The 22,533-nt window shown below is 69.0% G+C and carries 20 protein-coding genes; 11 read left to right on the top strand and 9 right to left on the bottom strand.

The annotated features are described in order from the left end of the window. Positions 1-101: 101 nt before the first annotated feature. From SACGLDRAFT_RS14830 to SACGLDRAFT_RS14815, 4 genes are all read left to right on the top strand, one after another. Complete coding sequence (locus SACGLDRAFT_RS14830; protein WP_005465626.1) at positions 102-581, top strand: DUF4383 domain-containing protein; 480 nt, start codon at positions 102-104, stop codon at positions 579-581. Between the two features lie 357 nt (positions 582-938). Next, a complete protein-coding gene (locus SACGLDRAFT_RS14825) occupies positions 939-1,985 on the top strand; it encodes a glycoside hydrolase family 18 protein (protein ID WP_005465625.1) in 1,047 nt (348 codons plus the stop codon). After that, complete coding sequence (locus SACGLDRAFT_RS14820) at positions 1,982-3,034, top strand: putative sodium/potassium/calcium exchanger (protein WP_005465624.1); 1,053 nt, start codon at positions 1,982-1,984, stop codon at positions 3,032-3,034. Before SACGLDRAFT_RS14825 ends, SACGLDRAFT_RS14820 begins: the two co-directional genes overlap by 4 nt. Before the next feature lie 9 nt (positions 3,035-3,043). Further along, on the top strand, positions 3,044-6,337 hold the full coding sequence (locus SACGLDRAFT_RS14815) for a glycosyltransferase (protein ID WP_005465623.1): 3,294 nt from the start codon (positions 3,044-3,046) through the stop codon (positions 6,335-6,337). Positions 6,338-6,350: 13 nt separating this feature from the next. Here SACGLDRAFT_RS14815 and SACGLDRAFT_RS14810 read toward each other — a convergent pair whose 3' ends face one another. Both SACGLDRAFT_RS14810 and SACGLDRAFT_RS14805 read right to left on the bottom strand, forming a co-directional pair. After that, positions 6,351-7,121, bottom strand: coding sequence for an endonuclease I family protein (locus tag SACGLDRAFT_RS14810; RefSeq protein WP_005465622.1), 771 nt, complete (start codon positions 7,119-7,121; stop codon positions 6,351-6,353). A gap of 219 nt (positions 7,122-7,340) precedes the next feature. Continuing rightward, positions 7,341-8,411 (bottom strand): hypothetical protein, encoded by a 1,071-nt coding sequence (locus tag SACGLDRAFT_RS14805; protein WP_005465621.1) that lies wholly within the window; start codon positions 8,409-8,411, stop codon positions 7,341-7,343. Positions 8,412-8,789: 378 nt separating this feature from the next. Between SACGLDRAFT_RS14805 and SACGLDRAFT_RS14800 the strand changes: the two genes are divergently transcribed. The 5 genes from SACGLDRAFT_RS14800 (at position 8,790) to SACGLDRAFT_RS14780 (ending at position 13,561) form a co-directional block, all read left to right on the top strand. Beyond that, entirely contained in the window at positions 8,790-9,293 is a 504-nt protein-coding gene (locus SACGLDRAFT_RS14800) for a Pycsar system effector family protein (RefSeq protein WP_005465620.1), read from the top strand. A gap of 96 nt (positions 9,294-9,389) precedes the next feature. Further along, positions 9,390-10,727: a sensor histidine kinase gene (locus SACGLDRAFT_RS14795; protein WP_083852963.1), complete on the top strand. Its 1,338-nt coding sequence runs from the start codon at positions 9,390-9,392 to the stop codon at positions 10,725-10,727. Between the two features lie 16 nt (positions 10,728-10,743). Continuing rightward, positions 10,744-11,448, top strand: coding sequence for a response regulator (locus tag SACGLDRAFT_RS14790; protein ID WP_005465617.1), 705 nt, complete (start codon positions 10,744-10,746; stop codon positions 11,446-11,448). Between the two features lie 86 nt (positions 11,449-11,534). Further along, positions 11,535-12,416 (top strand): ABC transporter ATP-binding protein, encoded by an 882-nt coding sequence (locus SACGLDRAFT_RS14785; RefSeq protein WP_005465616.1) that lies wholly within the window; start codon positions 11,535-11,537, stop codon positions 12,414-12,416. Next, complete coding sequence (locus tag SACGLDRAFT_RS14780; protein ID WP_005465615.1) at positions 12,416-13,561, top strand: ABC transporter permease; 1,146 nt, start codon at positions 12,416-12,418, stop codon at positions 13,559-13,561. Before SACGLDRAFT_RS14785 ends, SACGLDRAFT_RS14780 begins: the two co-directional genes overlap by 1 nt. Before the next feature lie 55 nt (positions 13,562-13,616). Here SACGLDRAFT_RS14780 and SACGLDRAFT_RS14775 read toward each other — a convergent pair whose 3' ends face one another. The 6 genes from SACGLDRAFT_RS14775 to SACGLDRAFT_RS14750 all read right to left on the bottom strand — a co-directional run bounded on the left by SACGLDRAFT_RS14775 (position 13,617) and on the right by SACGLDRAFT_RS14750 (position 19,297). Next, positions 13,617-15,398 carry a choline/carnitine O-acyltransferase gene (locus tag SACGLDRAFT_RS14775; protein WP_005465614.1) on the bottom strand — a complete coding sequence of 594 codons (1,782 nt, stop codon included), beginning with the start codon at positions 15,396-15,398 and terminating at the stop codon, positions 13,617-13,619. A gap of 31 nt (positions 15,399-15,429) precedes the next feature. Beyond that, on the bottom strand, positions 15,430-16,299 hold the full coding sequence (locus SACGLDRAFT_RS14770) for a HalD/BesD family halogenase (RefSeq protein ID WP_005465611.1): 870 nt from the start codon (positions 16,297-16,299) through the stop codon (positions 15,430-15,432). An 84-nt stretch (positions 16,300-16,383) separates the two neighbouring features. Then, on the bottom strand, positions 16,384-17,010 hold the full coding sequence (locus SACGLDRAFT_RS14765) for a phosphatase PAP2 family protein (protein WP_005465610.1): 627 nt from the start codon (positions 17,008-17,010) through the stop codon (positions 16,384-16,386). A 9-nt stretch (positions 17,011-17,019) separates the two neighbouring features. Next, on the bottom strand, positions 17,020-18,174 hold the full coding sequence (locus tag SACGLDRAFT_RS14760; protein ID WP_005465609.1) for an MAB_1171c family putative transporter: 1,155 nt from the start codon (positions 18,172-18,174) through the stop codon (positions 17,020-17,022). Next, entirely contained in the window at positions 18,174-18,821 is a 648-nt protein-coding gene (locus tag SACGLDRAFT_RS14755) for an ImmA/IrrE family metallo-endopeptidase (RefSeq protein WP_005465608.1), read from the bottom strand. Before SACGLDRAFT_RS14755 ends, SACGLDRAFT_RS14760 begins: the two co-directional genes overlap by 1 nt. An 8-nt stretch (positions 18,822-18,829) precedes the next feature. Further along, positions 18,830-19,297, bottom strand: a complete 468-nt coding sequence (locus SACGLDRAFT_RS14750) for a helix-turn-helix transcriptional regulator (RefSeq protein WP_005465607.1) — start codon at positions 19,295-19,297, stop codon at positions 18,830-18,832. Between the two features lie 577 nt (positions 19,298-19,874). Here SACGLDRAFT_RS14750 and SACGLDRAFT_RS14745 point away from each other — a divergent pair. After that, the gene (locus SACGLDRAFT_RS14745) at positions 19,875-21,269 is read left to right on the top strand and encodes a helix-turn-helix domain-containing protein (protein ID WP_005465606.1); all 1,395 of its coding nucleotides are present in this window, start codon (positions 19,875-19,877) and stop codon (positions 21,267-21,269) included. 15 nt (positions 21,270-21,284) lie between these two features. Here SACGLDRAFT_RS14745 and SACGLDRAFT_RS14740 read toward each other — a convergent pair whose 3' ends face one another. Beyond that, a complete protein-coding gene (locus tag SACGLDRAFT_RS14740) occupies positions 21,285-21,821 on the bottom strand; it encodes a GNAT family N-acetyltransferase (protein WP_005465605.1) in 537 nt (178 codons plus the stop codon). Between the two features lie 44 nt (positions 21,822-21,865). On the opposite strand from SACGLDRAFT_RS14740, the gene SACGLDRAFT_RS14735 reads away from it, so the two are divergent. Beyond that, positions 21,866-22,504, top strand: coding sequence for a TetR/AcrR family transcriptional regulator (locus SACGLDRAFT_RS14735; protein WP_005465604.1), 639 nt, complete (start codon positions 21,866-21,868; stop codon positions 22,502-22,504). Positions 22,505-22,533 lie beyond the last annotated feature (29 nt).

Here is a 22,533-nt window from a genome sequence, read left to right as displayed (position 1 = left end):
TGATGACACCGGACGTAGTCCGCCCAGGTGGATCGTGCCGCCAATCAGGTGTGAAACCCACGTGAGGGGGAATTCCCCAGTACCCGAGGAGGGAGGGAACGATGAGTTACTCGTCCGCGCAGCCCTGGCGTGCCGTAGCAGGTATGGGATCGCGTCCGGCGCTGCAGACGGCCGCGGGCGTGGTCGGTGCCGTGTTCCTGCTGGTCGGGATTCTGGGGTTCATTCCGGGGGTCACGACCAACTACGGCGACATGCAGTTCGCCGGGCACGAATCCGGAGCCATGTTGTTCGGGGTGTTCCAGGTGTCGATCCTGCACAACATCGTGCACCTGTTGTTCGGGATCGCCGGCCTCGCCATGATGCGCACGGCGAACGCCGCCCGCGCGTTCCTCATCGGCGGCGGGGCGATCTACCTGGTGTTGTGGATCTACGGCCTGGTCGTGGGTAGCGAGTCCACCGCGAACTTCGTGCCTCTCAACAACGCCGACAACTGGCTTCACCTGGGTCTGGCGATCGGCATGATCGGATTGGGCTTGGTGTTGGGAGCGGGAGGTCGTCGCCGGGGCGAGATGTCAGGCTGACGCTTCCCGACGTTCGGTAACGGACGAGGCCACCCCGCCCGGTGGGCGAGGGTGGCCTCGTCGTGCCCGTTTTTTATGACATAATTGTCTATTTTGGATATTGCAATCGGGTTTTTCGCTCGGAAAGGTCGTTAATTATTTCTCTTGTTCGACCGTTGATATCGGTGTGCCCGTGGGCACGACTGTCGCGCATGCTCGTGCATCGCGCTGTTTTCAGAACGTCCACCTAGGACCTTCACAGTCAGTGCTCGGCTTCTTCGAGGTCGAGTGTGGACGGCACGTGTGCCCACGGGCGGTCACGAAGCGTGTCGACACGGTGACGATCGATGTCGACCACCGCCAGGGAGGAAGGGCGACGTGTTCTTCGGGCTTCACCGAAGCTCCGCCACCACTGTCTCGGCCACCGCGCCCACCGCGGACGGTCGTGACCTGGTCCGTACGGGCTCTGCCGTACTCGCTCTGCTGTTCCTCGGAGCCTGGGCGGCCGAGCCGCCGGCCCGTCGGGTGCCCACCGCTCCCTACGTCTACGTCGGCCCCGAACCTCCGCCGCTGACGAGGATCGCTTCCTCCACGGGGGTCGACCGGTTCGTGCTCTCGTTCCTCCTCGCGGAGAACGGACGATGCGTGCCCGCGGGGAACGGCCGCCGTCCGGTCGCCGATCCGGCGATCACCGCGGAGGTGACCCGACTGCGAGCCCGTGGTGGTGCGGTGACGGTCGCCTCGGGAGGAGCCCACGGTCACTACCTCGAAGCCGCCTGTACCACGCCCCACCAACTCGCCGCGGCCTACGGCACCGCGTTGACGGCGCTGGGCGCCGACACCCTCGACGTCGATGTCGAACGGGACGTGCCCGTGGGTCGGGTCGCGGACGCGCTCGCGCTCGTCGCGCGGCGGTATGCCGTCGCGCTCGTCGTCACCGTCCCGGTCGAGGACACGACGACGGGACTCACCTCCCCGAGCCTCGACCTGCTTCGGGCGCTGGAGGAACGAGGGGTGGACGTGACGGTGAACGCGATGGTGATGAACCTGCCCGTACGGGGTGACCGGCTCACCACCTTGCTCACCGCCGCCGAGCGGGTCACCGACCAGATCCAACGGTTCCGGGAGTACGACGACCGAGCCGACGCGTACGCGCGCCTCGGCATCACGTACATGGCCGGGCGCAACGACACCGGCTCCGTCACGACGCTCGCGGACGCGCACGCGTTGCGGTCCTTCGCCGTCGCTCACGCCCTCGGCTTTCTCGGCTTCCGGTCGCTCAACCGGGACAACGGCGACTGTCCGGGACTCGTGACCGCGTCCAGCCGATGTAGTGGCTTTCGGCAACAACCACACGCCTTCACCCGGTCGCTGTCACAGGGTCCGCGATCGACTCACCAACAAGCAGGAGGGAACCCATCGTGATCCAGTCCGGAGGGGCCGAGAACCACTCGGCCGCCCAGGATCAGCCCATCTTCCTCGACCCCCGCGGCCGCCGTCGGATGTGGTTACGGCTGACGGCGGGGGTGACCGCGGGCAGCGGTGTCATGGCCCTGGCCGCCTGCGGCGTGCTCCTGGCCGACCGCCCGTCCACGACCACGTCGTTCGCGCTGCCGATCCAGCACTCGGTGACACCGAGCTTCTTCGGAGACATGGCGGCCCGTTCCGGGGGAGGGAAAGCGCCTCTCCCCGCGTCCCAGGCGAGTCCCGAGGACGGTGCCGCTCGCGCCGAGGCCACGGGCTCCGCACCCGACGAGCAGGAGCCGGGGTCCCCGTCACGGAATCAGGACCAGTCCTCGGTGACCGGGGACTTCGAGACCGACGAGGAGTACGAGACCGTCTCGGAGGACACTGCCGACCCCGGTGAGGAACCCACCGCGAAGCCGACGGACGAGGAGGAAGACGCTGACGGCGGTGCCACCGCTCCCCACGGCATGAAGTACGACCACGACGGCTTCCACCCCGAGTCCGTCGCCGACGGCGACGTCGAGGACGTCGAGCACTCCGAGGATGTCGAGTACGTCGAGGAGGGCACGGGCCCCGAGTCCGAGGTGTCCGAGGAGAAGCCCTCGCACGACTCCGAGGACGCCGAGGACGTCGACCAGGTCGAGGAGTCCGACCACGGCGAGGAGGAAGCCGGGGAGTTCTGGTACGGCTTGGGCGGGGTCCACGGCACCGACGCCACCGAGGAGTCCGAGAAGCCCGGCAGCGCGGAGAAGCCCGGCGGCGTCGAGGGCGTCGACGGGGTCGAGGACACCGACGACACCGAGGCCGAGTCCTCGACCGGTGCGAACGGCGCCGACGACGGCGAGCGGCCCGGCCAGTCCGGGCAGACCGGGGAGGTCGAGGCCGTCGAGCCCGAGGAGACGTCGGGCGAGCCCGAGTGGCCGCCGGTGTCCACCTTCTCCGCCGACGAGTGGTTCGCGTTGGCCGGGGATCGTTGGACGACGCTGCCACACGCCCCCGAGTCGTAAGGAGCGCTCGTGCGTGTGCGTGGCTCGTGGCTCGTGGCCGGCGTGGTCGGCCTGCTGTTCGTGCTGTTGCTGGTCGTAGCCGGGTGGACTACGTCGGAGATCGGAAACGACTCGAACCCCGAGCGGGACTTCGAGAGCCAGTCGGAGGTACCGAGATCGGTGAACGAGGGCGGGCCCCTCGTGTACGCCGACGGCGACTCGGTGATGTCCACGGAACTGCCTCCGTACACCGTCGCGTTGACCTTCGACGACGGCCCCGATCCGACGTGGACACCGAAGGTGCTGGAGGTGCTCGAACGGCACGACGTGCCCGCCACGTTCTTCGTGGTCGGCTCGATGGCCGCTCAGTACCCCGACCTCGTGCGTCGGATCCACGAATCCGGCTCCGAGCTCGGCGTGCACACGTTCACGCACCCCGAACTCGCCCAGGTCTCGTCCTGGCGTGTGGAACGGGAACTGAGCCAGACCCAGCTCGTGATCGCGGGGGCGGCCGGTGTTACGACCCACTTGTTCCGGCCGCCCTACTCGTCCACTGTGGAGGCCATCGACAACCCGGCGTACGACGTGGTGCGGGCCGCGGGGGAACTCGGCTACGTCAGCGTGTTCAGCGACGTCGACAGTGCCGACTGGCAGCGGCCCGGAGTCGAGGCCATCGTGCGTAACGCCACGCCACCCGACGGGCGCGGTGCCGTGGTCCTGCTCCACGACGCCGGGGGCGACCGGTCCCAGACCGTGGCCGCGCTGGACGTCCTCATCCCTCGGCTCAAGGAGCAGGGATACCGGTTCACCACGATCACGGACGTGTTGGGGACCAACCGTGCCGCTCCGGCCTCGGCCGTGGACAAGGCGTCGGGAAGCGCGTTGACCGGTCTCGTCAACCTGGCGCTGGCCGTGATGACGGTCCTGAAGTGGCTTCTCGTCGCGGTGGGCGTGCTGACGGTGCTGCGGCTCGTGATCCTGGTGCTGGTGGCGCGCAAGCACGTCGCGCGACGCGATCGACCCCGATCACCGTGGGGGCCTCCGGTCACCGAGCCGGTGTCGGTGATCGTGCCCGCTTACAACGAGGCCGCCGGTATCGAGGCCACGGTGCGGTCGGCGGTCGCGAGCAACCACCGCGTCGAGGTGATCGTGGTGGACGACGGGTCGACCGACGGCACGGCGGACATCGTGGAGAGCCTCGGTCTGCCGGAGGTTCGCGTGCTGCGCAGACCCAACGGCGGCAAGGCCGCCGCCCTCAACGCGGGGATCGCCGCCGCGAAGTACGACTTCGTCGTCATGGTGGACGGCGACACCGTGTTCGAACCGACCACCGTGCACGAACTCGTCCAGCCGTTCGCCGACCCGGAGGTCGGAGCCGTCTCCGCCAACGTCAAGATCGCCAACCGGGAGACGTTGCTGGCGCGCCTCCAGCACATCGAGTACGTCATCGGGTTCAACGTCGACCGCCGGGTCCACGACGTGTTGCGGTCGATGCCGACCGTGCCGGGCGCGGGTGGGGCGTTCCGGCGTTCGGCGCTGCTCCAGGTGAAGGGACTGAGCTCCCAGACGCTCGCCGAGGACACCGACCTCACTATCAGCATCGGGAGAGCGGGCTGGCGCACGGTGTTCCAGGAAAACGCGGTGACGTGGACGGAGGCGCCGACCACCGTCCGCCAGCTGTGGCAACAGCGATTCCGTTGGACCTTCGGCACCATGCAGGCGCTGTGGAAGCACCGTCGTGCGGTCGTGCAGCGGGGAGCGGCCGGGCGGGTCGGTCGCTTCGGGCTGTTGCACGTGGTGTTGTTCCAGATCCTGTTGCCCGTCATCGCGCCGGTGATCGACGTCTTCCTGGTGTACGGGCTGTTGTTCCTCGATCCGTGGACCACCGTGCTGCTGTGGCTGGGCATGCTCGGGGTACAGGCGGCCGTGGCGGCCTACGCGTTCGGGCTGGACGGCGAACGCAGGACGGTGCTGTGGCTGCTTCCCGCCCAACAACTCATCTACCGCCAGCTCATGTACGTGGTGCTCGTGCAGTCCCTCGCCGCGGCGGCGTCCGGGGTGCGGGTGCGGTGGCAGCACATGCGCCGGGCGGGAAGCGCCGTACTGCCTCGCGAGGACCGGGCTGCCACGGCATCGCGCGAGGACCGAGCCGTCGCGGCACCGCGTGAGGTGTCCTCCGTCGTCCCCGCGCCGAGAACCCCGGAGGAGGGTGAGGCTCGGGCGAAACCCGCCGCGGCGAGCCCCGTTCGCGAACGGTGGTTGGACGTGCTCAGGGCCGCGGCGCTGGGGCGGGTGATGCTCTACCACACCGTCGGCTGGCCCTGGCTGAGCATGGTGTTCCCCGCGATGGGCGTCATGTTCGCCGTCGGCGGGTCACTGATGGCCCGCTCGATGGATCGCCGGCCGCCCGTGGACGTCGTCGGAAGGCGGATTGTGCGGCTGCTGCCACCGCTGTGGGTGCTGGCCGTGGTGATGGTGCCGCTGATGCTGGCGTTCGGCTGGAGTTCGTTCACCGAGGAGAGCTGGGCGAGTGACGCGTTGCACTGGCCCGAACTCCTGTTGTGGATCTTCCCGATCCTCGATCCCCCGCACAGTGACTGGGAACTCGGCCGGGACGCCGCCATCGTCCTCTGGTACATCCGCGCGTACCTGTGGTTCGTCCTGCTGACGCCGTTGCTGCTGCGGTGGTATCGCCGTCGGCCGTTGCTGACGATCCTGACGCCGTTGGCGCTCGTCGCGGCGGATGCGCTGCTGGGATCGCCGCTGTCGGAGATGGGAGACGTCGGCCGGGGAGCGGTGGACTTCTGCACGTTCGGCGCCTGTTGGGTGCTCGGCTTCGCCCATCGGGACGGGGCGTTGGCCCGTGCTCGTGTCGCCGTGCTCGGCCCCGTGGCAGCGGTGTCGATGGCCCTGGGGCTGTGGTGGGCGGCCACCCATCCGGTGTGGGGTTCCTACGACCTCAACGAGATCCCGCTGGCACAGGCATTGGTCAGCGCGGGCTTCGTCCTCGTCGTACTGCGGATGTCGCCGTCGCTGCGTTGGCTCGACCGGGTCCCCGCGTTGAGACGGCTCGTCGCCGTGCTCAACGCCAGGGCGGTGACCGTGTACCTGTGGCACAACGTGGCGATCTATCTGGCCGCGCCGATCATTGGGTGGTGGGGCGAGTACTCGCAGGTGGAGCACTTCGCCCTCGCCGTGGGGTTGACGGCCGTGGCGGTACTGGCGTTCGGCTGGGCCGAGGACTTGGCGGCACGCCGCCGAGTCCGCCTCCTCCCCGGCGCGCCGCCAAAACCCCGGCACGCCCGGCCGCTCCTTCGTCGGTGACCCCCCGCCTCGGTCAGCCCCAGATCTCGGCGACCCACTCGGGGTGGTCGATGAAGGGGTTGCGGTTGTGCTGGAACTGGCTGTAGATGACCTCGTTGCGATGGCGTTCGAAGTCGTCCACGGGGTCGGCCTCGTGCCATTCCAGCAGCACGGACAGCTTGCCGTGATACGGCGCCGAGCCGTTGTTCACCTGGTCGTTGAGCTCCAGGTCGGGGTAGGAGTCCGTGCCCTCGTAGCGGACGGCCATGTAGAACAGCATCCGGGCGATGTCGCCCTTGACCTCGTCACGTGGTTCGAACGAGTCGTCGTCGGTGTAGTTGTCCGGCGCGCCGGCGACGGGACTGCCCCCGTTGTCGAAGTCCTTGTTGCCCCGGATGCTGTTCACCTGCACGTCGGTGGGGCGCAGGTGGTGCAGGTCGGCGCCGGGGCCCGAGGTGCCGAAGTCGCCGTGGGACTTGGCCCACACGTGCTCCCGGTTCCAGTCGCCGACGTTGCCGCCGTTGTCGTTCTTGGAACGAGACTCACCGCTGTAGAGCAGGATCACGTTGTTCGGGTTCGCCGGGTCCTCGTCGGTGGCCTTGATCCCGTCCCAGATCTCGTCGTAGGTCAGTTGTTCGGCGTCGCTGATGATGTCGTGCAGCGCGTCTTTCAAGGCCTCTCCGGTGAGCCCTTCGGTTCCGGAGTAGTAGTCGTCGTACGGAGTTTCGGCCACCGCGGGCGCGCCCACACCCACGACGAGGGCCACGAATGAGCCCGCGAGCAGGCGTGCGGTCCGATTACGCATGTCCCCGACCTCGTTTCTGTGCGCAGCGTCGAACTGGGTCGTGTGGACGGTGACATGGGTTCACTCTGCGGCGACACCGACGATCGTTGTAACTACGGAAAGTAGTCGCCGGTTTGGTGGGTACCGGACGCCGAGCGGGCCGTGAGCGCTTGCGAGCCCGAAGCCCGGCGACCGTCCCTTACCCAGGTCTTTCCGCTGTGCCGGGGAAGCGTTGTCCGTTCAGGACGGAACCGGCGCCGAACCGGGCTCGTCGGTCCCGTGTTCCGTCGAGGCCTCTTCGGACTCGGTGGTATCGCCGGGAGAACGCAACGCCTCGGCGGCCTCGGCGAACCCGTGGACCCGCAACAGGTCCGCCAACCGGCGGTAGAGCGTGGTGCGGACCTCGGGTTCGGTGTTCTTACAGAGCTGGTCCACGGCGGTCGCGAGGCGTCGCGCCGGATCGACACCGCCATTGAATTCCACGGGGGTCGGTGGCTCGGGCGAGAGCAGGGTGAGCGGTGTCGCCGGGGCGGGCTCCCCGGTCTCGTGCGCGGCGCGAGTCAGCCTGCGCAGGTTGTCGATCTCGCGCACGGTGATGGTGATCGCGTCGGGTTTGTCGAGGTTGCGGGCGAACCACCACGTGACCGCCGAGCCGGGATCGCGGAGTACCTCGTTGCCGAGATAGTCGCGGACGCCGATCTCGTGCGCGCGTTCGTGTTCCCAGAGTGCTTGCTGCTTGCGCAGTTCGCTGATGCGTTCCAGACGCTTGGCGTCCGCGTCGGACAGCGTCAGGGTCACCTCGGAGGCCCAGACGTAGTGGCCGTTGGCGAGCGTGATCCGTTCGGACAGGACCGCGTTGAGCTCGACGGTCGCGAGGGCGTACTCGTCGGGCCCGTACTGCCGGGTCCGCTCGATGGCTCGCGCGATGACGTTCTGTTTGGCGAGGGCACCCAGATCGGCGCCCATCGCGGGGACCTGGGGATCGTGCAGCCACGACACGGTGGCGGAGAACAGGAAACGGTAGTCCTTCTCTCTCGTGGGCAGCGGGAGCTGGGAGATGGTCGCGCGCTTGGCGACGGGCTGCGGCGGTGCCGGGGGAGCCGGAGTGGGGGAATGCTGTGCGGGAAGTGTCGGTGCGGTGTCCCGGTCCAGCAGCATCGACCGCAGCACGATCATCGTCGTCGGACCCAGGACGGCCGCCAGGGGGAGCCACACCCAGGTCTCCCAGTCGAAGATCAGTCCGAGGACGACGACGAGCGCGGAGACTACCGCGCCCACCCCGGTTGCGATGTGGACTGCGGAAATGTTCATCACTGAGGTCCTTTTTCGGGAGGGGGAGGAGGGACGGGCGGGAGCCGTCCTCGCGCCGGGAAGCCGGGGCGTTCACCGAAGGCTGAGCCGTGCTCGGAAGCTTCCGGTGGACGGTGCTGGTTTATCCGCCGCCGGACCGGCGGCGTGAGGGGCCAATGCTCAGGCGCCCGGACGCGAGAAGTGCTGCCCAGTGCCGGGGGCCGAGGAGAGCGGCGAAACCGCGTGGAGGCATGGTCCGACGACACACACTGTGTGGCGTACCGGTACGGCGGGTTTCAAGGCGACCACTTTGCGTGAATTCCGCTCGTTCAGAGCAATCTCGCGATCGTCTGTGGCGTCGGGGTTGGCCGTGGGAGTGCGGGTCGGGAGACTTCGGGTGTGACCGACACCGAGGATGGGTGGAAGACACTGACGATCGCGAACGACTGGACCAAGGTCGCCGACACGAAGGCCGGGGTGGTGATCACGGCGAGCGGGGTGCTCGCGGGCGTGGTGCTCTCGGCATTGCCCGCGCACGGGGAGTGGGCCCGCTGGCCCTGGCGGGTCGCGCTGTTGCTGACCTCGCTGGGGTTCATCTGTGTGGCCATCGTGCTGGCGTTGCGGGTTTTCTCGCCGCGGCTGTCGGCTCCGGCTTCGAGCGAGGCGACGGGTGCGTTGCTGTACTTCGACACCATCGCCCGCCGCTATCCGAATCCCGACGACTACGTGACCGCCTCCCGCGACTTGTTGTCCGACCCGGATCGGCTGTTGCGGGCGTTGGCGGAACAGACCTGGGCGGTGAGCGTGGTGGCCCATCGGAAGTTCCGGAGCGTGACCCCGGCGATCTGGTGTCTCGTGGTGGGGCTGCTCGTGGCCGTCGTCGCCGGCGTCGTGCGGGCGTGAACGGGGCTTCGTGACCCCCGACTCCCGTGTCCGACGGGGTGCCCCGGTGCTCCGGCGACGGCGAACCGCGTCGTTCGTCCTGTTACGTTGACGCGCGTGGCGAGACGGAATCCGGACGAAGAACCATTCTGGCAGGAGTGGCGACGCCCTCCTCCCACGCCGAAGCAGCAGCGCAACGACGTGCTCGTGGCCCTGGCCGTGATCGTCGGGGCGGTGTTCACGATCGTCGTGGTCAACAGCATGGGGGTGCTGGCTTTCGGGCGGGCCCCGTCGCTGGGCGAACAGCTTCTGCTGGGAGTCGCCGTCACCGTGCCGTTGGCGGTGCGGCGACGCTACCCGCTGGTGACGCTCCTCACGGTGGGTCTGCTGTTCATCGTCGTCCAGGCGCGCCAGATCGGTGACAACTTCGTGCCGTCCGTCGCCTTGTTCCTCGCCATCTACAGCACGGGCGCGTGGGGACGCAACAGGGCCGTGGCGCGCTGGGCGCGCATCGGTGTCATCGTGGTGATGTTCGCCTGGCTCGGGTTGGGCATCGTCGAACTGCTGCTGCACCCGGCCCCCGAGTTTCCGGGCGCGAGTGGTCCGCTCAACCCGGTGCTGGCCGCCGTGCTGTACAAACTCGCGTTCAACGTGGTGTTCTTCCTGGCGGCCTACTTCTTCGGCGAGCTGGCATGGCTGTCGGCGCGGCGGCAGGCGGAGCTGGAGTACCGCGCGGAGCAACTGCGGCGGTCCCAGGAGGAGAACACCAGGGGCGCCATCGTGGCCGAGCGGCTCCGGATCGCTCGGGAACTGCACGATGTCGTGGCCCACCACGTGTCGGTCATGGGCATCCAGGCCGGCGCCGCCCGCCGGGTGATCGACTCCGACCGGGAACTGGCGCGCACCGCGCTGGACACGGTGGAGGAGACCGCGCGCACGGCGATCGGGGAGCTACGAGGACTGCTCGGCGTGCTGCGTGCGGAGCCTCCCGGAGACACCGAGGAGAACACGACCGAGTCGTCCCACACGGCATCTCCCGGCTTGGACGACCTTCCCGCCCTGGTGGAACGCACGCGTTCCGCTTCCCTCGACGTGTCGTTCGCCGTCTACGGCGAACCGTATCCGGTGTCGGAGGGCGTCGCGTTGTCGATCTACCGCATCGTGCAAGAGGCGTTGACGAACATCGTCAAGCATGCCGCGGCCCATTCCGCGGACGTGAGGTTGCGTTACCTCGACACGAGCGTGGAGGTGGAGATCACCGACGACGGTCGGGGTCCGTCGGGGCCGGGGCGCCCGCAGGGAAGCGGTCTCGGCCTGGTGGGCATGCGTGAGCGCGTGGCCGTGCACGGCGGGGAGCTGGAGACGGGCCCGAGGCGCACCGGCGGGTACCGTGTCCGCGCCAGCTTCCCCCGAACCCACCCGACGCCGGTGGGGACCGGGGCCGAGACCCCGTGAGGAGGATTGTGAACTCGTGACCGACGGCACCACCGCGGCGAAGGAACGCACCGAAGGGCCCCTGCGGGTCCTCCTGGCGGACGACCAGGCACTCGTGCGTGCCGGGTTCCGGGTGATTCTGTCCTCCGGGGAGGGCATCGAGGTGGTCGGCGAGGCCGGGGACGGGGAGGAGGCCGTCGAGCTCGCGACGCGACTGCGACCCGACGTGGTGCTCATGGATGTCCAGATGCCGAAACTCGACGGCCTGGAGGCCACGCGCCGCCTGCTCGGCCCCGCTCGGGGCGACCATCCCACGAAGGTCATCATCCTCACGACGTTCGATCGCGAGGACTATCTGTTCGAGGCCCTGCAAGCGGGGGCGAGCGGGTTTTTGTTGAAGAACGCCTCGCCCGAGGATCTGATCGAGTCGGTGCACGTGGTCGCTCGCGGGGACGCGTTGCTGTCCCCCGAGGTGACGCGCAGGGTGATCGCGCGGTTCTCCTCGCCGAGGGTGGCTCCGCCCGTCCGTCGCCCTCCGGAACTCACCGACCGGGAGTTCGAGGTGCTCACCCTGCTGGCCAAGGGAGCGAGCAACGCCGAGATCGCCGAGCAGCTCTTCCTCGGCGAGACCACGGTCAAGACGCATGTCTCGCGCATCCTCGCCAAGCTGGGTTTGCGCGACCGCACCCATGCCGTCGTCTACGCGTACGAGAACGGCATCGTCACTCCCGGCGGAGCGTGAGCGCCCGGCATCCGTCGCGAGGTGGAGGTCATGATCGTTCCGTGGCTCGACGACACGGAGTGCCGGCTGCTGCTTGACTTGCCGGCATGTTGACAGTGACCAGCATCAGTCGCCACTTCGGCGATCACAGGGTGCTCCACGACGTGTCGTTCGAGGTGCGCCCTGGTCGGATGACGGGTTTCCTCGGTGCCAACGGCGCGGGCAAGACCACCACGATGCGCATCATCCTGGGTGTGCTCGCCCCGCACGGGGGTTCGGTGACGTGGAACGGAGAACCCGTCACGGGGTCACTACGGCAACGTTTCGGCTACATGCCGGAGGAGCGCGGGCTGTACCCGAAGATGAAGGTGGCCGAGCAGGTCGCGTGGCTCGGACAGCTCCACGGCCTGGACCGCGCCACGGCGCGACGCAACACCGAGGAACTGCTCGACCAACTCGATCTGGCGTCGCGGGCCGACGACAAGCTGGAGGATCTGTCGCTGGGCAATCAGCAGCGGGTGCAGGTGGCGGCCGCGCTGGTGCACGATCCCGTGCTGTTGATCCTCGACGAGCCGTTCTCCGGGCTCGACCCCATCGCCGTGGACGTGGTGCTCGGGGTGTTGCGGGAGCGGGCCGCGCAGGGCGTGCCCGTATTGTTCTCCAGCCACCAGCTCGCCATCGTGGAGCAGCTCTGCGACGATCTCGTGATCCTGTCCGGGGGCACGATCGCCGCAAGCGGCGACCGGGAGCAACTGCGTCGCGAACACGGTACGGAGCGGTGGGAACTCGTGGTGGACTCCGACGCCGGGTGGCTGCGCGACCTCGCCGGGGTGCGGGTGGTCGATCTGGACGGTCCCCGCGCGGTGTTCGAGCTCACCGGCGGCACCAGTGACCAGGACGTGTTGAAGGCCGCGCTCGGTAAGGGCGCCGTCCGCAGCTTCACCCCGGTGCTGCCCTCGTTGGAAGAGATCTTCAAGGAGGCCATCTGATGAGCACGACGACCGTGCCGCGATCTGCGGGGAGCGCGGTGGAGGACTCCGGCAAGGCGGGTGGCACCTCGTTCTGGTCGGCGACCCGCCTGGTCGCCGAACGCGAGATGAAGTCGTTCCTGCAGCTCAAGAGTTTCTGGATCGGCCTCGTGGTCATCGTGGTCGGGCTGTTCGCGATGTCCGTGCTGCCGTCCGTGTTCGGTGGGGGACAGACGAGTGTCGCCGTGGTCGGCGGCTCCGAGGTCCGGGCCGCACTGGAGCAACTCGACGCCGAGATCGTCGAGGCGGAGGACGTGGCCGCGGCGCAGGAGCTCGTGCGCGCGGAGAAGGTGGACGCGGCCGTCGTGCCCGACACGACGGGCGAGTCGGTGACGGGCGTGCGGGTCGTCGCGTTGACCGACCCACCCGCCGAGATTGTCGCGGGACTGGGGGCGGTGCCGCCGGTGGACCTGCTGGAGACCTCCGACGTGTCGCACGGCGAGCAGAGCCTGGTGGTGTTGGTGCTGGCCCTGCTGTTCCTGGTGTTCGGCATGGGTGGGGTCGCCATCGCCCAGAGCACGGTGACGGAGAAGCAGACCAGGGTCGTGGAGATCCTCGTGTCGACCGTGCCGGTGCGGGCGCTGCTCGCGGGCAAGATCGTGGGCCACACGCTGCTGACCGTCGGTCAGGTCGTGGTGGTGGCGATCGTCGCGCCTTTGGCGCTGCGGGCCGGCGGTCACGGTGACCTGTTGACGGTGGTGCTGCCCGCGCTCGGGTGGTTCGTGCCGTTCATGGTGCTCGGGTTCCTGCTGCTCGCCGCGCTGTGGGCGGTGACGGGGTCGTTGGTGAGCCGTCAGGAGGACCTCGGGACCACCATGGGCCTGGCGATGATGCTGGTGATGGGCCCGTACTTCGGGGTGATGTTCTTCTTCGACAACGAGACCGTGATGACCGTGCTGTCGTACGTGCCGTTCTCGGCGGCCGTGGCGATGCCGGCTCGGATGTTCGCCGGTGAGGCCCAGGTGTGGGAGGCCGTGGCGTCGCTCGGGTTGATGGCGGTCTTCGCGGCGCTGGTGACCATGTTCGGTGCGCGGCTGTACTCGGGCGCGTTGCTGCAGACCCGTGGCAAGGTCGCCTTGTCGCAGGCCTGGTCGCACGCGGACTGAGGCGAGGAACGACAAAGGCGGGGTGGGTGCCCACTCCGCCTTTGTCGTGTTCCGTTCAGATCTCGGGGTCCAGCAGGTCCTCCAGCTCGTAGACCGCCGTGGTGAGGTGGTCGGCGAAGGCGGCCATCTCGTCGGCGACCGCCGCCGGTGTGCTCAGGTAGATGTTGACGTGGTCGGGCAGCAGCACATAGGCCACGCCGATGCAGTGGCTGCTCGTGGAGCCGAAGCCGAAGTACCGGATGTGCTCCGACGGCGCCGAACTGGTGCTGAGGTAGTCGTCGCGCATGATCGTCCAGCCCGGCGTGGAGTACAGCGGCAGCTTCGGGTCCACGCCGAGTTCCGGGCGTCGGGTCGCGATGAGCTGGAGCTCCCACAGGTGCTGTTCGGGCGCCTTTCCGGCCTGGCACTCCCTGGCCCGCGCGACGTGTTTGTCGGCGGCGTTCTTCACCGCGGTCACGCGCTCGTCGACGTCGGCGTCCGGGTCCTCCATGACCTCGACGAACCGCAGTACCTCGGGGGTGACCACGCGCATGGCCTCGGTGCGTCCGGCCCGGTACTGGCGGGTGGCGATGGACTCGTAGGTCGCACCGACGAACCCCTTGGCGCGCTTGTGTGCCAGTTGGTAGGCCAGCTGCATGAACGCGTCGGGGGAGATGCCCAGCTGTTTCATTCGGGTGGAGCCGATGTCGTCGAATGACACCGTCCTCGTCGCCGTGGCGGCGGCGTAGTCGGCGAACGCGGTGCCCGCGGCGCGAATGTCGGCTCGCAGTGCGTCGTCGAGGGTGAAGGAGATCGGGCTGACGGCGGGCGTGCCCTTCGATTCGCGGGCGGGTGGTTGCGTGGTGAGCACCGTGTCGACGAACGACAGCACGGTGGTGCCGTCGAGCCCGCAGTGCTCGATGTTGATGCCCGCCGTGCCGTCAGCGAACACGATGAACGACACCGACTTGTCGAACCACCGGTTGCCGCTGTCCCCGTGCAGCAGGTGGTCGCAGGCGTCCTTCTCGTCGGCCGGGGTGTGGTCGTCGAGGCAGACGCAGAACAGCGCGGTCTCCAGGGCGTCGAGTGCCTCGGCGTTGCCGTCGAGCCGGCGGAGGGCGTCCCGGCTCTCGGCCCACTCGGCGCGGGCCTTGGTGGTGAGGTGCCCGACGGGGAACTCGGCGCGGGTGGCGCTCGCGTCGACGATCGCCCGCAGCCCGGCTTCCAGGTCGGTCACCGACAGCGGTTCGCCGTCCTCGGCGATGACGTCCATGCGGAAGAGGTGGCCTCGGTGGAACACGGCGACGTGTCGGGCACGGGAGGGGCCGGGCTCCGCGTCGCTGTAGGGGGCGCGGACGGTGTCCTGCCGGGGGTCGGGGATGCGCGTGGTGGAGAACAGGTACCTGACCTGCTCCATGGACAGCGGTTTGCCCCGCTGGATCACCGGAGGGATCTCCTCGGCGTCGAGCCGCAGTTTGTAGTCTACTGTGGACGCAATGAGGTGGGCGGCTCCGGTGATTTGGTCGTGCTCGGACTCGCGGAACAGGAAGAAGAAGTTGGCGTTGAGCGCGATGCGGTCGCGCCTGCCCAGGTAGCGGGAGGGCCAGAAGAGATCCAGCCAGCTGCGCACGCCGTCGGAGGCGTCGAACTCCTCCAGCGCGGCGTGCAGCGTGCGGGCCGGGCTGTCGGGACGCAGGAACTCGGCCACCGCCGCTTCGGTGACCGACCGCTGCTCGTCGGTCAGCAGCGGAGCGCACCACTCCAGGAAGCGGTCACAGGTCTCCTCCAGCGTCGGCAGGGGGACACGGGGGAGCCGGTCCTCGTAGGCGAAGGTGGATGTCGGTTCGGTGTGAGTCACGGGTGGTCCTCGAAAAGGTCGGTGTTCTCGGTCAGTCCAGCAGCGAATCGCCCCGCACGGTTCGCCCCTCGGCGGCGAGGTGCGCCTCGGTGACCCGACCGAACAACTGCCGCGTACGGGCGGTGCTGCCCACCACGCCGGGTCGCGCGCTGTAGGCGAAGATCGCGGTGTGCCGCTCGGTGTTGCCCTCCACGGGAGTCACCCGGTGCAGGGCGAAGCGGCCTCGGAACAGTTGCAGGTCGCCGGTGCGCAGGGTCAACCGTCGCACCAGGTGCCGTCCCTTCCCCGTCAACACCGCGCGGACGTCGGCGAAGTTCTCGTCGGTCTCCGAACGGATGTTGGGGCAGTACTCGAACACGCCGCCGGACTCCGGGGCCTGCGTCAGCAGCGAGACGGCGAACTCGTTGGTGTCGAAGTGCCACGGGTGGTCCATGCCGGGGCGCACGACGTTGAGCACCAACGCGGCCAACGGGTCGGCGAGTTCGTGGATCTCGGGGAGTCCGACGCACGCGGCGAGGAAACGTTTGAAGTGTTCGTCGGTGTAGAGGTGGCGGATGAGCGCGTCGGCGGGGATGTGGTCGTAGGCCACGAACGCGTTGCGCTTGTGCAGTCGGATGCGGGCCGGGTGGTCCTCGGGCAGGTCCGCGTCGACGGGGATGTTGTAGGCATTGACGACCTCCTCGTCGTCGTGGGCGCGTGGCGCCATGCTCGCGCCTTCGCGTCGCAGGAGGTCGTGGTGGGCCGGGCGGACGAAGTCGCTCAACACGCTGCAGCCGTCGCGGTCGAGGTCTGCGCGCACCTTCGCCACCGCGGCGTGCCACGCCTCGCTGCCCGGCCGGAACAACGGGTACCGCTCCGTGTCGACCACCTGCTCGATCGACGGGGCGACAGAAGTGTTCATGGGTTCCTCCACACGCCGATGCCGTTGGGCAGCTCAACGAACTGTAGACCAATCGGTTACCGAGTGTGGCGAAGGCAACGGCCGTCAGAGGGCGAGGACGAAGACTCCTCCGCCCACGACGATACCGAGCACCGTCCCCACGGTGACCTGCGCGACCGTGTGGTCCCCGAGTCGGACTCGCGACCACGACACCAACGCGGCCACCCCCAGCAGAGGCAGCAGCCACGCCGTGTACGCGACGGCCAGGATCACCACCGCTCCCGCGGCGACCGCCGCGTGCATCGACACCTTCCACCAGGCCGTGATGAGGCCGCTGACGAGCAGGGCCGCGAGCATCGCGAGGTCGAGGGCCACCACCATGCGGGGCGCGTCCCACCACAGCAGCAGCCCCAGGCACAGGGCGCTCAGCACGATGAGCGTCAGGAACGGGACGAGCCGACCCGTGCGGTCGCGCACGTGGTGTCCGTCCCAGCGGCCGCGGCGGGCACCCCACACGATGACGCCCATCGGCAGGACACTGCTGGTCACGGCGATCAGGAGGCCCCACCCCAGCGTCGGGAGCGGTTCGCCGGTGGCGCGCCACGCCACCGCGCCCGATAGCGCGATGACGATCACCCAGGGGGCGAAGACCTCGCTCAGTACTTTCGCCCACACCGACCCGGTGGCGGGCGGGGTGGTGGCGGCGGGTGGGGTGTCCGTCCGAACGGTCACGGGTTCCTCTCAGCTCGTGGTACTGCTCGTCGTGGTGTCGGGCGAGGGTGGCGCGGGCAGCTGTCGCATCGCCTTCGCGACCCGGCACAGCCACGCGGCCTCGCCATCCAGATCGTCCACGTCCGTCGTCGATGCCGGGCCGGTGGGTTGCTCCCGCACCGGTTCCGTCCCGGCCGACCATCTCGCGAGCGCGTGCACGACGGCTTCGGCCTCCCGCGCGGCGTCAGCGGCCGTGCGGGAGGAGGTGGTCCCGTCGCGGTACGGGGAGAGCACCAACAGCGCGTCGAGAATGTCGACGACTCGGGTGCTCAGTCGCTCGTACGCGGTCGTGGTCGCCGGGGGTTCGGTGGTGCGGATTTTCGTGATGACCGGGGAGAGGGTCTCCCACAGGCCGCGAAGTCGTCGGTAACGCCATAGCCGGGTGAGCTCCACCACCCGACGGGCGAGAGGGGGCGCGCACACCGGGAGGAGCAGACCGACGGCGACTGCCGTGACGCACGCGGCGGGCAGCGCCGAGGCGAGGAACTCCGCACCCGGATAGGACGAGCCCGTGACGAACACGGCGGTGGCGGCCACGATCTTGTGCAGCGACCAGGCCAGTCCGAAGGCCGCTCCGGTCTGCATGACTCGCAGGCCCCGTTGGAGCCAGCGCCGGTCGGTGAGTTCCACGTACCGGCCCATGAGCAGCACGAAACGGGCGAGGCTCCAGGCGACGTATCCGCTGAACAGCAGCAGGTAGCCGAAGATCTCGGGAAGGCGGGCGAAGGCCGCCAGGAAGTCCGGCCGGTACGTCGTGTCGGCCAACAAAAACAGCGCGGTCATGGCCGTGAGCGTGGCCAGCAGGATCGCGGCCTGGACCCGGACTGCGGAGCGGGCCCGCGTCTCGTCCTCGGTGACCAGGTGGATGAGCAAGCTGTGAACGCACCAGGCGGCCACCATGCCCGCCTCGTTGACGAGCATTCGGCTCAGGTTCGGCACCGGTTCGACGTGGGCCGCGACCGCGAGCACGGCGGGGGCCGACAGCGCGGCGGAGAATCCCACGGCGACGACCGCGACGCACAGGTGCACGGTCGCCGGGGTCAGGTTCCGGCGCGCCAGCACGAGTCGGGTCAGTCCACCGGCGATGGCCGCGGTTCCGGCGACCATCATCACGAGAGTGCCCATCACGGCCGGTCGAACGCGGTGGTGAGCCGGGCGACCGTGGCCGCGGTGGCGCGGTTCGGCGGTGTGCGGTGGTGGCGGGACCGGGGCACCGAGAGCGCGGCCACGCGCGCGCGCAGGAGGTGGGCGAACTGCTCGGCCTCGTTCTCCTCCTCGGCGACGGCGGTGCGGCCGAAGAGGTGGACGAACGCGCTGGCGCGCAGGCTGGGGGCGAGTCGGCGCGCTTCCTCGTCGGACAACACGCACTGCCCGGTGTGCTCGAACAGCATGTGTCCGATCTCGTGCAGGATGATGTGGTCCTGGTGGTAGCTCGCGGTGTTGTGGGGATAGGCGATGAGGTCGTGGTCGGGGCGGCTCTGCCACGCGCCCGTGGGGTCACCGGGGGCCCAGGTGAGGGCGCACAGGTCGATGTCGCGTCCTCGGACGCGTTCGAGGCGGTCCAACCACTCGTTGAGGCTCCACGGCTGGGGAACTCCCGTCGCCCGGAGAACCTCGTCCACCAGAGCCTCGCAGCGGCGTCGAACGTCGGAGCGTGTCACCGTGTCGCCCTTCCGAAAGAACCGGCCGATCAGCCTGGCGAGGTGCGGTGCGCCCCGCACACACCAGGGGGAGGCGCCCCCGTGGGACGCTCGCCGGGCATTGTCTCGCATGAGCGCCGTCACCCCTGGTCGACGGGGGAGGGTTTGCGGCGGGAGCGCCGGTGGCGCGGAGTGCTCTCGTAGGCGCGCAGTTTGTCCACCATGTTCGACACCAGCTCGCGTTCGTCGGTGGAAAGCCCCAGGATGCGCAGGGCCAGTCTGCGAAGTTCCACGTTCTCGCCGGGATCGTCCGCGTCCGGGGTGCCGTCGCGTCGATCGATGAGGTCCTGGATCTGCCGCATGACGGCGACGGTGACGTCGTCGTCGACGAAGTAGTCCTCGGGCACGCCGAAGAATCGGACGATCTTCATCGCGACGCTGTGTCTAGGCTCCGCGCGCCTTCCGGTCCGCAGTTGCCATACGTACTGTCGTGAGACTCCCCAGGCTTGGGCGAGTTCCTCGTCGTCGTAGGGGCCGCGCGAGGCGGGATGCATGGTCTCGATGAGGAAGGCCAGCTTCTCGGCGAAGGTCGTGGGAGTCGTACTCATCGGGGCTCCGAGGGTCAGCGGCGGTTGCTGAGACCTTATCGGCATGGGTCGCCGAGCAACAACTGTTGACGACCACTGCCAACAACTGTTAACAGTAGTGCTTGTGTGGGAGGTCGTGTCGAAGGGGGAACATGACCGTGCCGCATGGTCCGGTCATGTGGCGCGACCTTCCGCAATCACCATGACGGCGCCGGTCGTCTCGCGCGCCGCGGGGATCTTTTCGTCCGTGAGGGTCTGATCCCGCCGAACGGGGCGGGAGGAGCGAATTACGCGACGTCCGGGGACGGCTTCCGGTTTCGGCCGCCGGGTCCGGCGGTGGATACGACTGTGTCTTCGGACGAGTGTGGATGGGCTGGCAGAAGTTCCGATGCCGAGGAGTGGCGGTCGGTGCGTGGTCACTCCTGCCAGCCGGCCGGTGCGACGGGGGTCGGAGGCGGTTCCGCCGGACCGGGCGTGAACGACGTTAGGAGGTTCGGCCTCCGGGGGGAACGGGTTTGTGCCAGTGAGGCACAAGTTGTGCCATTTAGGCAAACCGCCTTCACAGCGCGGCGAAGTAACTAATCTGAGGCCACCAACCGTGCGTGAGTATCGGGGGTGCGTTGTGCCGAACTGGTCGTCGCCCGCGTTGTGGGATGCCGCGAGTCGCGGTGACTACGCGACCGTGCTGCGCCGTGCCCGTGAGGAACTGGGCTGGTCACAGGGGCGTTTGGGGGAGAAGTTCGGTTGCTCGGCCTCTACCATTTCGCGTTTCGAGAACGGCCGCCGAGGATTGCGTGACGTGGCCGTGCTGCGTAGGTTCGCCAACGTTCTCGGCCTTCCCGCCGAGGCATTCGGGCTGAGCACCGCGAAGCACGAGCGACCCGTCGCCCGCGGAAATGAAACGCACGTCTCTCGGAATAACATCAACTCCGGCCGCAAAGGGGATGGTCAGGTGCGACGACGTGCATTTCTTTTCGCGGCGGGGCTGGCGGGAACCGCGGTAGCCGCACCGGGGGCTTTCGCGGCGGCGGAAGCCGAGGTCGATCCCGCGGCGTTTCTGGCCACCCGACTGGAAGTCGTTCTGCTCGGCCCCACCGTCCCGGAGGCCGAACCGATGCCGCCGGACAAACTCCGGGCGGCGTTGGCGTCCGCGTGGGAGGACTTCCATTCCTGCCGGTACGTCAAACTCGCCACGCGGCTTCCCGACCTGATCACCGCCGCCGAGTCGGCGCAACGGCAGTTCGGGGGCGTGCGCGCGGCCCGGTTGGTGGCCGACGCCTACAACCTCGCCACCCGCGCGTTGATCAAGCTCGAAGCCAGCGGACTGGAATGGATTTCCGCCGACAGGGCGTTGCGGGCGGCGTCCGCCGCCGACGAACCGCTCGTCCTCGCGGAGGCGACGCGGTTGCTCGGGTCGGTGTGTCGGCGGGCGGGGCACTACGACCGCGCGCAGGAGCTGACGTTGAGCGCGGCCGACCAGCTCGACCTCGGCGGCGCGGAACCGAATCCCGAACACCTCGCGTTGCACGGGGTGTTGTTGTGTTCGGCCGGGTACGCGGCCGCGCGGGGTGGGGACCGGGAGCGGGCCGTCGAACTCCTCGACGAGGCCGACGCCACCGCCGTGCGACTGGCCGACCACCCGGCGCGGCAGACGGCGTTGACCGCCAACGTGGTGAGCCACCGTGTGTCCGCGCACTACGTGCTCGGCAACGCGGGGGCGGCCCTCCACGACTCGCAGGGCGTGCAGCTCGGCCAGTTCCCGGACACGGAACGCCGGGCGCGATTCCTCGTCGACGTGGCGTTGTGTCTTGCGCAGTGGGACAAACCGGACCGCGCGTTCCGGACGTTGCTCGCCGCGGAGCGTGCCGCACCGGGCGAGGTGCGCACCCGTGCCACGGTGCGTCGTCTCGTCTCCGACCTGCTTCACCACCCGCGACAGGCCGCGATGCCCGGCATCCGGCGGCTCGCCGCTCGCACCCATGTGCTGACCTAAGGGGGCCAGCGGCGGTCACTCCAGGGGCAGGCGGTAGTGCTGGGTGGTGACGTGGGCGCCCGACGGGGTCGTGCTCCGCCGAGGTGCTCCCTCGGGGTGGAAACCGGCGGCTTCGAGCGTGCGGCGGGAAGCGGTGTTCTCCGGGTCGGTGCGGGCGGTGAGGGAACGGAGCCCGAGCCGTCGGGCGAGCCGGGTCGCCGTGGCGAGCGCTCGCCTCGCCACGCCGCGGCCTCGGGCGTGCGGGGAAAGCCAGAAGCCGACTTCCGCCTCATGTTCCGTGATGTCGAACAGCACCAGGCTCCCGAAGAACTCCTCGGTCGCCGCGTCGAGGATGCTCAGAACCGCGAGACGGCCACTTTCCAGTCCTTTGAGGACTTCACCGCGCGCGAGGTCGCGCACGGTCTCGGGCGTGTACTCGGGCAGGGGCAGATGGGCGTAGTGCCGCACGGCGGGGTCCTTCGTTCCGGCCGCGTAAGCCTCGGCGTCGGCCTCGGCCAGCGGACGCAACAGCACTCCGTCGTGGGTGACGGGCAGGAAGTCGGTGAGTCCCACGGCAGCTCCTAAGCGAACGATGTTCGTTTAACTAGGATGGTGCCATGTCCTACTGGCTGGCGGAACCGAGGGGGCGGCTGCGCAGGCGCGTGCTCACCGGCACGGCGCTCGCCGACGCGGCCGTCGAGATCCTCGACGGTGAAGGGCCGGAGGCGTTGTCCATGCGCCGCATCGCCGAACTGCTCGGCGTGGCGCAGTCCAGCCTCTACGGCCACGTGAGGGGCCGCGACGACCTTTGTGACCTCGCGCTCGACCGCGTGCTGGGGCGAGAGTTGGACGGCCTGCTCGCCAACGCCGGTGACGACGTCGTGGAGCTGGCGATCGGCTGGTTCGGTCACCTCACGCGGCATCCGTGGGCGGCGCCGCTCGTACTGGAGCGCACGCCCCTGGGGCCGTCGTATCTGGCGCTGGCCGACGAACTGTGCCGTCTTCTGGCCAAGGCCGGGGTTCCCGCCCGCGAGGTGCTCGGACGGTCCTACTCGATCACCGCGTTGGTGGCCGGACACGCGATTGCCCACGAGAACGCCCGTGGTGCCCGAGCTCCCGGCTATGAGGCGGTGGAGTTGTCCTCGTCGCCCCACCTTGCCTCGGCCGTGAGCGGGTTCGCGGGAGACTGGCCGGACGTGGTGCGTCGTGGTGTGGCGGCCCTGGTGGGGGCGACGGCGTCCCGGTCGCCCCGGTGAAATGCTCGCGGTAGCGGTGGAGGCCGGAG

Source organism: Saccharomonospora glauca K62, from assembly GCF_000243395.2.
In the GTDB taxonomy this organism is placed as follows: Bacteria; Actinomycetota; Actinomycetes; order Mycobacteriales; family Pseudonocardiaceae; genus Saccharomonospora; species Saccharomonospora glauca.
This window is presented reverse-complemented; position numbering and strand designations above follow the sequence as displayed.

What these genes read in the sequence shown, in the direction of transcription:
- SACGLDRAFT_RS14785 (WP_005465616.1), top strand. Translation starts at nt 11,535, where the DNA reads ATGTTGACAGTGACCAGCATCAGTCGCCACTTCGGCGATCACAGGGTG.
- SACGLDRAFT_RS14735 (WP_005465604.1), top strand. Translation starts at nt 21,866, where the DNA reads ATGTCCTACTGGCTGGCGGAACCGAGGGGGCGGCTGCGCAGGCGCGTG.
- SACGLDRAFT_RS14780 (WP_005465615.1), top strand. Translation starts at nt 12,416, where the DNA reads ATGAGCACGACGACCGTGCCGCGATCTGCGGGGAGCGCGGTGGAGGAC.
- SACGLDRAFT_RS14830 (WP_005465626.1), top strand. Translation starts at nt 102, where the DNA reads ATGAGTTACTCGTCCGCGCAGCCCTGGCGTGCCGTAGCAGGTATGGGA.
- SACGLDRAFT_RS14760 (WP_005465609.1), bottom strand. Translation starts at nt 18,174, where the DNA reads ATGGGCACTCTCGTGATGATGGTCGCCGGAACCGCGGCCATCGCCGGT.
- SACGLDRAFT_RS14750 (WP_005465607.1), bottom strand. Translation starts at nt 19,297, where the DNA reads ATGAGTACGACTCCCACGACCTTCGCCGAGAAGCTGGCCTTCCTCATC.
- SACGLDRAFT_RS14770 (WP_005465611.1), bottom strand. Translation starts at nt 16,299, where the DNA reads ATGAACACTTCTGTCGCCCCGTCGATCGAGCAGGTGGTCGACACGGAG.
- SACGLDRAFT_RS14755 (WP_005465608.1), bottom strand. Translation starts at nt 18,821, where the DNA reads ATGCGAGACAATGCCCGGCGAGCGTCCCACGGGGGCGCCTCCCCCTGG.
- SACGLDRAFT_RS14805 (WP_005465621.1), bottom strand. Translation starts at nt 8,411, where the DNA reads ATGAACATTTCCGCAGTCCACATCGCAACCGGGGTGGGCGCGGTAGTC.
- SACGLDRAFT_RS14810 (WP_005465622.1), bottom strand. Translation starts at nt 7,121, where the DNA reads ATGCGTAATCGGACCGCACGCCTGCTCGCGGGCTCATTCGTGGCCCTC.